The sequence below is a fragment of the Streptomyces sp. NPDC015139 genome, from assembly GCF_043079785.1.
In the GTDB taxonomy this organism is placed as follows: Bacteria; Actinomycetota; Actinomycetes; order Streptomycetales; family Streptomycetaceae; genus Streptomyces; species Streptomyces albidocamelliae.
Window position 1 is genome coordinate 343,244 of sequence record NZ_JBIBUW010000001.1, and the last position, 12,461, is coordinate 355,704.

General features: G+C 73.6%; 12 protein-coding genes, 1 tRNA gene and 1 riboswitch. Of the genes, 6 read left to right on the top strand and 7 right to left on the bottom strand.

All coding sequences use genetic code 11. The features are described from left to right. Nucleotides 1–86: 86 nt before the first annotated feature. Nucleotides 87–1,514, top strand: coding sequence for an MFS transporter (locus ACF08B_RS01590; protein ID WP_392315515.1), 1,428 nt, complete (start codon nt 87–89; stop codon nt 1,512–1,514). Between the two features lie 45 nt (nt 1,515–1,559). Further along, nucleotides 1,560–1,636 (top strand) — tRNA-Pro (locus ACF08B_RS01595). A 53-nt stretch (nt 1,637–1,689) separates the two neighbouring features. On the opposite strand, the gene ACF08B_RS01600 is transcribed toward ACF08B_RS01595, so the two are convergent. From ACF08B_RS01600 to ACF08B_RS01630, 7 genes are all read right to left on the bottom strand, one after another. Next, complete coding sequence (locus tag ACF08B_RS01600; protein WP_392315516.1) at nt 1,690–3,105, bottom strand: amino acid permease; 1,416 nt, start codon at nt 3,103–3,105, stop codon at nt 1,690–1,692. Nucleotides 3,106–3,294: 189 nt separating this feature from the next. After that, nucleotides 3,295–3,990, bottom strand: a complete 696-nt coding sequence (locus tag ACF08B_RS01605) for a GntR family transcriptional regulator (protein WP_392315517.1) — start codon at nt 3,988–3,990, stop codon at nt 3,295–3,297. A 13-nt stretch (nt 3,991–4,003) separates the two neighbouring features. Further along, nucleotides 4,004–5,005 (bottom strand): proline racemase family protein, encoded by a 1,002-nt coding sequence (locus ACF08B_RS01610; protein ID WP_392315518.1) that lies wholly within the window; start codon nt 5,003–5,005, stop codon nt 4,004–4,006. 15 nt (nt 5,006–5,020) lie between these two features. After that, nucleotides 5,021–5,917 (bottom strand): dihydrodipicolinate synthase family protein, encoded by an 897-nt coding sequence (locus ACF08B_RS01615; RefSeq protein ID WP_392315519.1) that lies wholly within the window; start codon nt 5,915–5,917, stop codon nt 5,021–5,023. A gap of 71 nt (nt 5,918–5,988) precedes the next feature. Beyond that, nucleotides 5,989–7,383 carry an NAD(P)/FAD-dependent oxidoreductase gene (locus tag ACF08B_RS01620; protein WP_392315520.1) on the bottom strand — a complete coding sequence of 465 codons (1,395 nt, stop codon included), beginning with the start codon at nt 7,381–7,383 and terminating at the stop codon, nt 5,989–5,991. Then, nucleotides 7,376–7,678, bottom strand: coding sequence for a (2Fe-2S)-binding protein (locus tag ACF08B_RS01625; protein WP_392315521.1), 303 nt, complete (start codon nt 7,676–7,678; stop codon nt 7,376–7,378). Before ACF08B_RS01625 ends, ACF08B_RS01620 begins: the two co-directional genes overlap by 8 nt. Then, entirely contained in the window at nt 7,675–8,859 is a 1,185-nt protein-coding gene (locus ACF08B_RS01630; RefSeq protein ID WP_392315522.1) for an NAD(P)/FAD-dependent oxidoreductase, read from the bottom strand. Before ACF08B_RS01630 ends, ACF08B_RS01625 begins: the two co-directional genes overlap by 4 nt. 162 nt (nt 8,860–9,021) lie before the next feature. On the opposite strand from ACF08B_RS01630, the gene ACF08B_RS01635 reads away from it, so the two are divergent. The 4 genes from ACF08B_RS01635 (at nt 9,022) to ACF08B_RS01650 (ending at nt 12,416) form a co-directional block, all read left to right on the top strand. After that, nucleotides 9,022–9,144 (top strand): putative leader peptide, encoded by a 123-nt coding sequence (locus ACF08B_RS01635; RefSeq protein WP_392315523.1) that lies wholly within the window; start codon nt 9,022–9,024, stop codon nt 9,142–9,144. A 76-nt stretch (nt 9,145–9,220) separates the two neighbouring features. After that, nucleotides 9,221–10,108: a glutathione S-transferase C-terminal domain-containing protein gene (locus ACF08B_RS01640; protein ID WP_392315524.1), complete on the top strand. Its 888-nt coding sequence runs from the start codon at nt 9,221–9,223 to the stop codon at nt 10,106–10,108. Between the two features lie 77 nt (nt 10,109–10,185). Continuing rightward, a riboswitch (SAM riboswitch) is annotated at nt 10,186–10,296 on the top strand. 351 nt (nt 10,297–10,647) lie between these two features. Then, the gene (locus ACF08B_RS01645) at nt 10,648–11,628 is read left to right on the top strand and encodes an amino acid ABC transporter permease (RefSeq protein ID WP_392315525.1); all 981 of its coding nucleotides are present in this window, start codon (nt 10,648–10,650) and stop codon (nt 11,626–11,628) included. Continuing rightward, nucleotides 11,625–12,416 (top strand): amino acid ABC transporter ATP-binding protein, encoded by a 792-nt coding sequence (locus tag ACF08B_RS01650; protein ID WP_392315526.1) that lies wholly within the window; start codon nt 11,625–11,627, stop codon nt 12,414–12,416. The genes ACF08B_RS01645 and ACF08B_RS01650 overlap by 4 nt, the downstream gene beginning before the upstream one ends. Nucleotides 12,417–12,461: the final 45 nt, after the last annotated feature.

Here is a 12,461-nt window from a genome sequence, read left to right on the forward strand (position 1 = left end):
CCGCCGCACCCCTTCCGTACGGGCCCGCGCGGCCCGCCGTCAGACCTTCGCACCCTCCGCGTCACGCATTCCGGAGAGGCTCCTTCATGCCCCGCACGTCCACCCGCCTCACCTTCGCGGTCCTCGCGACCGGTGCCGGCGTGTTCTCCATGCTCCAGTCGCTGATCGCGCCGGCCCTGCCGACCGTCCAGCACGCCCTGCACACCTCACAGTCCACCGCCACCTGGGTGATGACGGCCTACCTGCTGTCCGCCTCGGTCTTCACCCCGATCCTCGGCCGGGTCGGCGACCTCGCCGGCAAGAAGCGCACCCTCGTCGCGGTCCTGGTGACGGTCCTCGCGGGCTGTCTCGTCGCCGCGCTGGCCCCGAACATCGGCGTCCTCATCGTCGCCCGTATCGTCCAGGGCGTCGGCGGCGCCCTGTTCCCGCTCTCCTTCGGCATCATCCGGGACGAGTTCGCCGCCGCCGCGGTCCCCGGCAGCATCAGCAACCTCTCCGCGGTGATCGCCGCGGGCGGTGGCGTCGGCATCGTGGCCGCCGGCCCGATCGTCTCCGCGCTCGACTACCGGTGGCTGTTCTGGATACCCGTCGCGATCGTGGCCGCGACCGTCCTGATCGCCGCGCGCTACGTCCCCGAGTCCCCCAAGCGGGCCGAGGGGAAGGTCAGTTGGGCCGGTGCCGGACTGCTCTCCGGCTGGCTGGTGGCCCTGCTGCTGCCGCTGAGCCAGGCCACGCGGTGGGGCTGGGGCTCGCCCGAGGTGCTCGGCCTGTTCGCCGCCGCCGTCGTCCTGTTCGCCCTGTGGCTCACGGCCGAGGCCCGCTCCCGCAGTCCGCTGATCGACCTGCGCGTGATGCGGCTGCCCGCCGTGTGGACCACCAACACGGCCGCCCTGCTCTTCGGCGCGGGCATGTACGCGATCTGGTCCTTCCTGCCCGGCTTCGTCCAGACGCCCTCCGCGGCAGGCTACGGCTTCGGCGCGAGCGTCACCAAGTCCGGACTGCTCATGCTGCCGATGCTCGTCGCGATGTTCCTCTCCGGTGTCCTCTCCGGCCGCCTGGAGCCCCGCGTGGGCGCGAAGGCCCTGCTCACCGCGGGTGCCGCGCTCGGCGCGGTGGCCTGCGGCCTGCTCACCCTCCGGCACGACGAGCAGTGGCAGATCGCCGTCGTGGCGGGCCTGTTCGGGCTCGGTATCGGGCTGGCCTTCGCCTCGATGGCCAACCTGGTGGTGGGCAGCGTCCCGCCGGAGCAGACCGGCGCCGCGACCGGCATGAACGCCAACATCCGCACCATCGGCGGCTCCATCGGCGCCGCGCTCACCAGCGTCCTGGTGACCGGCCGGCTCCAGCCCTCCGGCCTGCCGTACGAGTCCGGCTACACCCACGCCTGGGCCCTGCTGTCCGTCCTGCTGCTGGCCGCGGCCGGCGCCGCCCTCCTCGTCCCGGTCCGCCGCCCCGGCCGCACCGTGCACACCGCCCCTGCCGAGTCGACACGCGCACCGGCCCAGGTGCGGTAGGGTTGACCTGCGTGATCACACGGGACACACCGTGTGGGACCGCGGCGGGACGTGGCGCAGCTTGGTAGCGCACTTGACTGGGGGTCAAGGGGTCGCAGGTTCAAATCCTGTCGTCCCGACCAGCTTCATCGCGGGTCGAAGGCCGTTTCCTCATGGACGAGGAGACGGCCTTCCGTCATTCCCCGGCCGTGACGGCCGTCGCCGTCTCGTGGCGACGGCGGCGGGCCGCCATCACCGCGTGGACGAGGATGCCGGCGAACAGGAACAGCGCGCCCTGGTAGACCGCCGCGTAACCGGCGCCCGCCATCAGCCAGATGGAGAAGACCGCGGCCACCGCGGTGATCGCGGAGTCCCGCAGCAGCCGGCCCCGGTCGACCGGGCGGTCGCCGGACACGAGGTGGAACAGCTGCGCGGCCGTCGCCAGCAGGTACGGCACGGTCGCCGTGAACGTGGTGACGAGCACCAGGACCTCGAAGACCTTCCCCGAGCCCGACAGGTAGTTGTACGCGGTGAGCAGGGAGGACAGGACGACCGTGACACCGACGCCCACCGTCGGCACGCCGCGCCGGCGCCGCGCGAAGGCGGCCGGGAACAGACCGTCCTTGGCGGCGGCGTAGGGGGTCTGGGCGCTCAGCAGCGTCCAGCCGTTCAGGCAGCCGGTCATGGAGACCAGCGCGGCCAGCGCGACCGCCGTACCGCCCCAGGTGCCGCCGACCATCGTGTTCACGGCGTCCGAGAACGGCGCCGTGGAGTTCACCAGACGGTCGTGCGCGACCGTGCCGAAGACGGAGAGCGTGCCCAGCAGGTAGACCAGCGCGGCACCCGCGGTGCCGATGACGGTGGCGCGCCCCACGTTCCGGCGGGCGTTCTCGACCTCGCCCGCGCTGACGGCGGCCGACTCCACACCGAGGTAGGAGAAGAGCAGCAGGGCCGCCGAGGCGGACACCGCGCCGATCGCGCCGTGCCCGCTGGAGTTGAACGGCCCGAGCCGGGAGGGGTCGAAGAAGAACAGCCCACCCACGGCGACGAGCAGCAGCGGCACGAACTTCAGCACCGTGGACGCCAGTTGCACGGCGCCGACGTAGCGGGTGCCGGCGAAGTTGGCGAGTGCGGGCAGCCACTGCAGCGCGAGGGCGGCCAGGCACGCGGTCCAGGCGTGGCCGCCCACCGGGATCAGCACGTCGAGGTAGCCGACGGCGGCGACGGCGAGGGCGGCGTTGGACACCCAGGTGGTGATCCAGTACGACCACGCGGCGAGGAAGCCGGCGAAGTCGCCGAAGGCCTCACGGGCGTACACGTACGGGCCGCCGGTGCGGGGGTCGCGCGCGGCGAGCCGGCCGAACACCAGGGCCAGCGCGACGGCGCCGACGGTGAGGACGCCGAAGGCGACCAGGCTGACCGTGCCGTAGGGGGCGATGGAGGCGGGGAGCAGGAAGATGCCGCCGCCGATGATGTTGCCCATCACCAGAGCGGTGGCGACGGGCAGGCCGAACCGGCGGGCGTGGCGGCCGGTGTCGCCGTGCGGGTCCCCGGCGGGGACCGCGGGGGTCTCCGTCGAGGCCGGAGCCGAGACGGTTCCGGTGCTGTGCATGGGTGGTGCGCCTCTCATGGAACTGACGTTCCCGGGATCGCCGGGACCGGCCCATGGTCGGGGATGCCCCGATCTGGCGCAAAATCGCCGTTCCTTGTCCCGTCGGGGCCGCCGGATCGCGCAAATAGCGTCGTACGGCGGCCTCGGCGCCGTGAGATGTCCGGCAGACGGAAAGGGCCGCGCCGGGGATCAGTCGGCCGACGCCCAGAGGCCGCGGACATGTCCCAGATGTCGGGTCATGACCTCGCGCACGGCCTCCCCGTCGTGCTCCAGCAGCGCGTCGAGGAGTTCCAGGTGCTCCTCGGCCGAGGCCAGCAGCCGGCCCGCCTCCACCAGGGCGGTGAGCCCGTACAGACGTGATCGTTTGCGCAGGTCGGCGACGACCTCCACGAGGTGGGCGTTGCCCGCGAGCGCCAGCAGACCGAGGTGGAAGCGGGTGTCCGCCTCGACGTAGGCGATCAGGTCGCCCGCCACGGCGGCGGCGACGATCTCCCGGGCCGCGGGCCGCAGGGCCTCCAGGGAGACGCGGTCCGCCGTGCGGGCGAGCTCGACCACGGTGGGGATCTCGATCAGCGCGCGGATGTGCGTGTACTCGTCGAGCTGCCTGTCGGAGACGGCGGTGACCCGGAAGCCCTTGTTGGGCACGGTGTCGACCAGGCCCTCCTTGGCCAGGTCCAGCATCGCCTCCCGCACCGGCGTCGCGGAGACGCCGAAGCGGGCGGCGAGCGACGGCGCCGAGTAGACCTCGCCGGGCCGCAGCTCGCCCGCGACCAGCGCGGCGCGCAGCGCGTCGGCCACCCGCTCGCGAAAGCTGCTCCGCCGACCGCCGAGCCGGGGGAGCGCGGGCAGGTCGGCGGCCGTCGCATCCTGTGCCATGTCACGCATCACCGGGGTGAGTCTAGAGGACGAACCCCTCGGGGAAGGGGTCGGTGGGATCCAGCAGGTACTGGGCGGTGCCGGTGATCCACGCGCGGCCGGTGAAGCTGGGCAGCACGGCCGGGATCCCGGCCACCTCCGTCGTGCCGAGCAGCCGCCCGGTGAAGTGCGTGCCGATGAACGACTCGTTCACGAACTCGGTGTGCAGGGGGAGTTCACCGCGCGCGTGCAGTTGCGCCATGCGCGCGCTGGTCCCCGTACCGCACGGGGAGCGGTCGAACCAGCCCGGATGGATGGCCATCGCGTGGCGGGAGCGCCGGGCGGTGGCGCCGGGTGCCAGGAGGTGGACGTGGTGGCAGCCGCGGATGGAGGGGTCCTCGGGGTGCACCGGTTCCGCCTCCGCGTTGACGGCACTCATCAGGGACAGGCCGGCGGCGAGGATGTCGTCCTTGCGGGAGCGGTCGAAGGGCAGCCCGAAGGCGTCGAGGGGGAGGATCGCGTAGAAGTTGCCGCCGTACGCGAGGTCGTAGGTGACCGTGCGGCCGTCGGGCAGGGTGATCTCGCGGTCCAGGGCGACGGCGTACGACGGCACGTTCCGCAGGGTCACGTCCCGCGCGGCGCCGTCCTGAACGGTCACCTCGGCCACCACCACCCCCGCCGGGGTGTCGAGCCGGATGGTGGTCACCGGCTCCACCACCTCCACCATGCCGGTCTCCACCAGCACGGTGGCCACCCCGATCGTGCCGTGCCCGCACATCGGCAGATAGCCGGAGACCTCGACGTAGATCACGCCCCAGTCGCAGTCGGGGCGGCTCGGCGGCTGGAGGATCGCGCCGCTCATCGCGGAGTGGCCGCGCGGCTCGTTCATCAGCAACCGCTTGACGTGGTCGCGGTGTTCACGGAAGTACAGCCGCCGCTCGTTCATCGTCGCACCGGGTACGGTGCCGATCCCGCCGGTGATCACGCGGGTCGGCATGCCCTCGGTGTGCGAGTCGACGGCGTGCAGGACGAGTGTGCTGCGCACTGACCGGTCTCCTTGTCAGACGAGCCCCGCGGCGACGGCCTTCTCGGTGGCCGCCCGGACCGCGGCCTGCTGCTCCGGCGCCAACGGTACGCGCGGCGGGCGCACCGGGCCGCCGTACCGCCCGACGACGTCCATGGACAGTTTGATCGCCTGCACGAACTCCACCCGCGAGTCCCAGCGCAGCAGCGGGTGCAGCTGCCGGTAGAGGGGGAGCGCGGTGGTCGGGTCACCGGACACCGCGGCACGGTACAGCTCCGCCGAGGCGTGGGGGAGCGCGTTGGGGTAGCCGGCCACCCAGCCCCTGGCGCCCGCCACGGCCAGCTCCAGCAGGACGTCGTCGGCGCCGACCAGCAGGTCGAGCTCCGGGGCGAGTTCGGCGATGCGGTAGGCCCGGCGGACGTCGCCCGAGAACTCCTTGACCGCGTGGACGTGCCCCTCGGCGTGCAGCCGGGCGAGGAGTTCGGGCACCAGGTCGACCTTGGTGTCGACCGGATTGTTGTACGCCACCACCGGCAGGCCCGTCCGGGCGACCTCCGCGTAGTGGGCGAGCACGGACCGCTCGTCGGCCCGGTAGGCGTTGGGCGGCAGCAGCATCAGCGACGCGCATCCGGCCTCGGCGGCCTGCTCGGCCCAGCGGCGGGCCTCGGCGGAGCCGTACGCGGCGACGCCCGGCATCACCCGGTCACCGCCGATCGCGGCCACGGCGGTCTCCACCACCCGGGCCCGTTCCTCCGGGGTGAGCACCTGGTACTCGCCGAGCGAGCCGTTCGGTACGACGCCGTCGCAGCCGTTGGCGACCAGCCAGGCGCAGTGCTCGGCGTAGCGGTCGTGGTCGACGGAGAGGTCGTCGCGCAGGGGGAGCGCGGTGGCCACGAGGATGCCGTGCCAGGGGCGGTGCCGGGTCTGCGTCATGCGTCGTCTCCCATTCGTAGGGTGTGACATACCACTGAGGGTCGGGGTCGTTCCTGCGACGGCCGGGGGTGTCAGTCCGGGTCGGGCAGCGCGGCCAGGACGCCGAGCGGTACCGGCCGCGCGAACGGCCGGCGTCCCGGCGTGAGCGGGCAGCCGGTCAGGGCGGCCACCGCGGGCGCGCACATCCGGCCCTGGCACCAGCCCATTCCGGCCCGGGTCAGCAGCTTCACGGTGCGCGGGTCCGAGGCGCCGAGGGTGTCCGCGGCCGTACGGACCTCCCGGGCGGTGACCTCCTCGCAGCGGCACACGACCGTGTCGTCCGGGACCTCCCCGGCCCAGCCCGCCGGCGGTGCGTACACGGCGTCGAGGGCGGCGGCGAACGACCGCAGCCGGCTCCTGGCCCGGGCGGCGGCCCAGCGGCGCGGGTCGGGGACCGTGCCGTGCAGCCGGGCCGCGACCGAGCGGCCGGCGACATGGCCCTCGGCGAGCGCGAGGGCCGCTCCGCCGACGCCGGTGGTCTCACCGGCGGCCCAGACTCCGGGCACGTCGGTGCGCTGCTCGTCGTCGACCCGTACGTCCGTGCCGGACAGGGTGCAGCCGAGGGTCTCCGCGAGGTCGGTGTGCGGCAGCAGGCCGTGACCGACGGCGAGGGTGTCGCAGGGGATGCGACGGGCACTGTCCGGCCTGGTCCGCCCGTCCCGGCCGAGCGCGGCCACGGTGACCGCCTCCAGCCGGCCGGTTCCGTGCGCCTCGACCACCGTGTGCCGGGGCAGCACCCGCACGCCGTGCAGCAGCAGCCGGGCCGCGTACCCGGCGCCCTCGGCGAGCTTCGCGGGCTGTGCGGCCAGGGCGGGCGCCCGGCGCAGCAGGGACCCGGGGGCGGCGGACTCGGCCAGCGCGGCCACGCGGGCGCCCGCCGCGGCGAGCCCGGTGGCCACGGGGAGCAGCAGCGGGCCGGTTCCGGCGACGACCGCCGTCCGGCCGGGCAGTACGAGGCCGCCCTTGAGCATGGCCTGCGCGCCGCCCGCCGTGACGACCCCGGGCAGTGTCCAGCCGGGGAACGGCAGCACGCGTTCACAGCTTCCGGTGGCGAGCAGGACGGCGTCGGCGCGGACGGTGATCCCCTCGTCCTGATCCGGGCCCAGCAGCGCGTGCACGGTGATCGGCGCCGGACCGGAGCCGCGCCGCACGCACCACACGTGATGATCCGTCAGGTGGGTGACGCGTCCCGCGGCCCGATGCCGGTCGAGACCGTCCCGCAGCCGCTCCCAGGTGCGCCACTGGTGGTGCAGGGCCTGCGGCCGGCGGGCGCCGAGAGCCGGGGCGGGCTGCCGGTAGAACTGGCCGCCCGCCTGGTCGGCCGCGTCCAGGAGGGTCACGCGGACGCCCCGGGCGGCCGCCGCCAGGGCCGCGGCGAGTCCGGCCGGGCCGGCGCCGATCACGGCGAGACGAGGGTGTTCAGTCATCGTCGTGGCCCGTCCCCTCCTGGCTGCGGATCAGCTGTCCCGGGCGCACGGGCACCAGACAGGCCCGCCTGTTCGGGCGGCCGTCCACGGTGACCAGGCAGTCGAAGCACACGCCGATCCCGCAGAACACGCCGCGCGGCGCTCCGGTGCCCCGCGTGCGGCGCCAGGCCGTCACACCCGCCGACCACAGCGCCGCCGCGATCGTCTGGCCCGGCAGCGCCGGCAGTGGCCGTCCGTCGAACGTCACGGTGAAGGCCTCGCCCGGCCGTGCCCGGGTCAGCTCCATCGGATTCACCGGGCCTCGCCTCCGTCGTCGCACTCGTCCTCGAACCCGTCGTCCTCGAACCGCTCCGGCCGGAACGGTGCGATGTCCTGTCCGGTCGCCCTGCCGGTGAGCGCGTGGGCGATCAACTGCCCGGTACCGGTGGCCAGTCCGATGCCGGCGCCCTCGTGCCCGCAGGCGTGGAACAGTCCGGGCGCCCGTGGATCCGGTCCGATCGCCGGGAGGTGGTCGGGCAGGTACGGCCGGAAGCCCGCGTAGGTCCGCTGGGCGTGCACCCGTTCCAGGAAGGGGAACAGTCCGATCGCCCCGGCCGCGAGCGCCCGCACGGCGGGGAGTGACAACGAGCGGTCGAAGCCGACCCGTTCGCGGGTGGCGCCGATCAGGACGGGTCCCGCGGCCGTGCCCTCCACCACCGGTGAGGCGCGCAGGGCGGCCGAGTCGCTGGCCACGTCGGCCACGTAGTCGGCGGCGTACACCTTGTGCCGCACCATCCGCGGCAGCGGCTCGGTGACCAGGACGAAGCCGCGCCGGGGGAGCACCGGAAGCCGGACGCCCGCGAGCGTGGCGAGGTCGCCGCCCCAGGTGCCGGCCGCGTTGACCACTGCCGACGCGTGGATGTCGCCCCGGTCGGTGCGGACGCCGTGCACCGGGCCGTCCGCCGCGCGGAGCACACCGGTCACCGTGTGGCCGGTGTGCACGGCGGCACCGGAGGCGCGCAGCAGGTGGGCGGCGGCCAGTGCGGGCATCACCTGGGCGTCCTGCGGGTAGCGCACTCCGCCCGCCAGACCGGGGGCCAAGTGGGGCTCCAGTGCCGGCAGTTCATCCGGCCCGACCGGCTCGGCCGTGACGCCGGCGGCACGCTGGCCCCCGGCGAAGCCGGCCAGCGCCGACAGGGCGTCCGGCGTCGAGGCGACCACCAGGCCGCCCTTCGGCTCGTACTCGATCGCCCGGCCCAGCTCCTCGGCCAGCTCGGTCCACAACCCGGCGGACAGCAGGGCCAGTTCGAGCTCCGGTCCCGGTTCCTTGTCGGAGACGAGCAGGTTGCCCTCGCCCGCGCCGGTGGTGCCGCCGGCCACCGGGCCCCGGTCCACCACCCGAACGTCGAGGCCGGCGCGCGCGGCGTACAGCGCACAGGCCGCGCCCACCATTCCGGCTCCGACGACCACGACATCGCAGGTCAGTCGCTTCGCCACATCAGTACTATGTCACATGTCTCTCTCCCTGAGGAGTCCCCGGGTCCCTTCCCGGCCGCCGTGTCGACCCGCCCGGAGTCCCAGGCGTGGACGCCCCCTTGACGTCGTACGGAGCCGGATCGACACTCCAGGGAGGGAATCCTAGTGAACAGGTAGGAAATCATGGCGCGCCTCGAGACGGTCACCGGCCGAGCAGGCCGCACGCCGTTCCGCGCCCCCCTGCTCACCTCCCGCCTGCACATCGATCTGCTGCGCGTCTGCAGCGCCATCAGCGGCCGGCGCTGAGCCGGGCCCCTCGCCCGCACCGCACGAACCGCCCGCCGGTGCGCCCTTCCGCACGCCCAACGACCAGGGGAGACGCATGTCCACCAGTCCGCTCGCCGCCGTCCCGGACGTCCACCGCAGCGCCCCCGCCTTCCGCGGCCGGATCGGCCGGGACGCCCGCAGCGGCCACTACGCCGTGCCGCACCGCTACCGGCTCCATCTCTCGACCGCCTGTCCCGACGGGCTGCGCCTCGCCGTCGGCCACAGCCTCCTGGCCCTGGACGGCAGTTGTCCCGTCACCCCGCTGCCCGCGGTGCCCGACCGTCCCGACGGCGGCCACGCGGCGCTGCTGCCGCTGTACGAGGCGAGCGCCCACCACTACACCGGCCCCGCCCTCGCGCCCGTGCTCAGCGACGACTGGTCCGGACGCATCGTCAGCACCCACGCCCGCGACATCCTGCGCGACCTCGACCGCTTCGCGTACGACGGCGGCACCTGTCTGTACCCGTGCGGAACGGAGTCCGTGATCGAGGCCGTCGAGCGGATGTGCACCGAGGGCATCGAGGGGGCCGCCCAGAGCGCCGGACGGGCCGGAACGGACCCGGCGGAACGGGCCGCCGCCCTGGAAATCCTGCTCGGCGCCCTCGGCCGGCTGGAGCGGCGGCTGCTCGACGCGGAGTACCTGGTCGGCGACCGGCTCACCGCGGCCGACGTCGAGCTGTGGGTGACCCTGGTCCAGCTCGACACCGTGCACCGCTGCCACCTCGACGCCTCCGCGGTCCACCGGATCACCGGCCACCACGCCCTGTGGGCCTACGCCCGCCGCCTGACCGCCCGTCACGCCTTCGGCCGGCACGTCGACCTCGACGGCATCTCCCGCCGCCACCACGGCCGTTGCCGGGGCCTGGAGTCGGCCGGGGCGGCCGTCCAGATCCTGGACTGGGCCGGTCACGCGGCCGACGCTCCGGACGCTTCCCGCAGGTGAGAACGGGCGCCCGGCGTCCACTTCGCGGACGGCCGTTGACATTCCCGCAGCCGACTGCCTTACTTTCCGCTCAGAACGGTCATGAGCGTCAGCGCCAAGCCCTGGCTCGCTGACCGGCAACCCTCGCACCGCGGTGGGGTGCCCCAGGTGACGACCGGACCGGACGACGTTCTCGGTAAGCGCGAGGCCCACGGGCCCGGACAGTGACAGGTGACGCCATGTACGCAAACCCCAGGACGGCCCCGAGCCGCCCCCGGGGCTGCGTACCGTCCGCCCAGCTCCTGGTCGCCGACCGCGCCGTCGATCTGCTCCGCGTCAGCAGCGCACTGTGTACCGCACCGGGCTCTGCCCGCTGTCGGGGCTGACCTCCCGCTTCTCGGCCCCCGCGTTCCATGGGCACACCGTCCGTCCGGTGTGCCGTCGCCCGCCCGGTTCCCGGTCCCGCGCGTACCCGTGTGCCCTCCCGTGCCCCAGTGCCGTAGTGCCGCACACCCGCCCGCCGCCGTCCGGGGCCGTCCGACACCCAGCCGGAGCCCGCCATGAGCGAACCCCCAGGCGCCGCCCTCTCTCTCGCCGAGGCGCCATCGTCCGACATACCGTCAGAACAACGCACCGCACAGCACGTTCAGCCGCTGCGCCGCCCCGGCCGCTGGATCCTCACCGCGATCGTCCTCGTGCTGGTCGCGCAGATCCTGCACGGACTGGTGACGAACCCCTTCTACCAGTGGGACCGCTTCCGCTACTGGTTCCTGCGCCCGACCGTGCTGGACGGCCTCGGTGTCACCCTCGAAGTCGCCGCGCTCAGCGCCGTACTGGGACTGGCCGGCGGCATCCTGCTGGCACTCGCCAGAGTGTCCGCAAGCCCGGTGCTGCGCGCCGTCAGCTGGACGTACACCTGGCTGTTCCGCTCGATCCCGCTGATCGTGGTGCTGATCTTCCTGTACAACTTCGGCGCCCTGTACCGCACGTTGAGCCTCGGCGTGCCGTTCGGCCCCGCCTTCGTCACCTTCGACGAGTCGAAGCTGGCCACCGACCTGGCGATCGCCGTCGTGGGGCTCAGTCTCAACGAGGCGGCGTACGCGGCCGAGGTGGTGCGCGGCGGCCTGCTCTCCGTCGACCAGGGACAGCACGAGGCGGCCGCCGCGCTCGGACTGCCCAAGGGCTACCGGTTCCGCAGGATCGTCTTCCCGCAGGCCCTCAGGTCCATCACCCCGAACTACGTCAACCAGCTCATCGGCCTCGTCAAGAGCACGTCCCTGGTGTTCTACGTGTCCCTGCTCGACCTGTTCGGGTCCGTGCAGTCGATGGGCAACACCTACCCCGGCGACATCGTGCCGCTGCTGCTGGTCGCCACCGTCTGGTACCTGATCCTGACCAGCGTCGTGTCCGTCGTCCAGTTCTACGTCGAGCGGTACTACGCCCGCGGTGCCACGCGCACCCTGCCGCCGACCCCGTTCCAGAAGGCCCGGGCCGGACTCACCGACCTGCGGGCCCGGCTGCGCAGGGAGGCCGCCGTATGACGAGCGCACCCGCCTTCGAGAAGGCCGCCCCCGTCGCGCTGGAGGTGCACGACGTCCACAAGTGGTACGGCACCCACCGCGTCCTCGACGGCATCGACCTGACCATCCGCCCCGGCGAGGTCACCGTGATCCTCGGCCCGTCCGGCTCCGGCAAGTCGACCCTGCTCAGGGTCATGAACCACCTGGAGAAGCCCGAGATCGGCCACGTCAGCGTCGGCGGCGAGCCGATCGGCGTGAAGCGTCAGGGGCAGCACCTGAAGGAGCTCGGCGAACGCGCCATCCTGGCGCAGCGCAGCCGGATCGGTTTCGTCTTCCAGAACTTCAACCTCTTCCCGCACCTGACGGTCCTCGACAACGTCGCCGCGGCCCCCGCCGCCACCGGCAGGCTGACCAGGCCGGCAGCCCGGGAGCTCGCCCGGGAACTCCTCGAACGGGTGGGGCTCGGCGACCGGACCGGCGCCTACCCGCGCCGGCTGTCCGGCGGGCAGCAGCAGCGCGTCGCCATCGCCCGCGCCCTCGCCCTGCGCCCCGGGGTCATCCTCTTCGACGAACCGACCTCGGCGCTCGACCCCGAACTCGTCGGCGAGGTACTGGCCGTCATCAAGGACCTGGCGACCAGCGGCACCACGCTCGTCATCGTCACCCACGAGATCGGCTTCGCCCGCGAGATCGCCGACCGGGTCGTCTTCATCGACGGCGGCCGGATCGTCGAACAGGGCCCGCCCGGGCAGGTGCTGGACCGGCCACGGCACGAACGGACCCGGAACTTCCTCGCCAAGGTGCTCTGACCCGCCCCCCGGCGGCGTACCCACGCCCCCCACGGCACCACCGCA

Coding starts and splice junctions, on each gene's coding strand:
- ACF08B_RS01645 (WP_392315525.1), top strand. CDS start 10,648: ATGAGCGAACCCCCAGGCGCCGCCCTCTCTCTCGCCGAGGCGCCATCG.
- ACF08B_RS01650 (WP_392315526.1), top strand. CDS start 11,625: ATGACGAGCGCACCCGCCTTCGAGAAGGCCGCCCCCGTCGCGCTGGAG.
- ACF08B_RS01640 (WP_392315524.1), top strand. CDS start 9,221: ATGTCCACCAGTCCGCTCGCCGCCGTCCCGGACGTCCACCGCAGCGCC.
- ACF08B_RS01635 (WP_392315523.1), top strand. CDS start 9,022: ATGGCGCGCCTCGAGACGGTCACCGGCCGAGCAGGCCGCACGCCGTTC.
- ACF08B_RS01620 (WP_392315520.1), bottom strand. CDS start 7,383: ATGACTGAACACCCTCGTCTCGCCGTGATCGGCGCCGGCCCGGCCGGA.
- ACF08B_RS01615 (WP_392315519.1), bottom strand. CDS start 5,917: ATGACGCAGACCCGGCACCGCCCCTGGCACGGCATCCTCGTGGCCACC.
- ACF08B_RS01600 (WP_392315516.1), bottom strand. CDS start 3,105: ATGCACAGCACCGGAACCGTCTCGGCTCCGGCCTCGACGGAGACCCCC.
- ACF08B_RS01590 (WP_392315515.1), top strand. CDS start 87: ATGCCCCGCACGTCCACCCGCCTCACCTTCGCGGTCCTCGCGACCGGT.
- ACF08B_RS01605 (WP_392315517.1), bottom strand. CDS start 3,990: ATGCGTGACATGGCACAGGATGCGACGGCCGCCGACCTGCCCGCGCTC.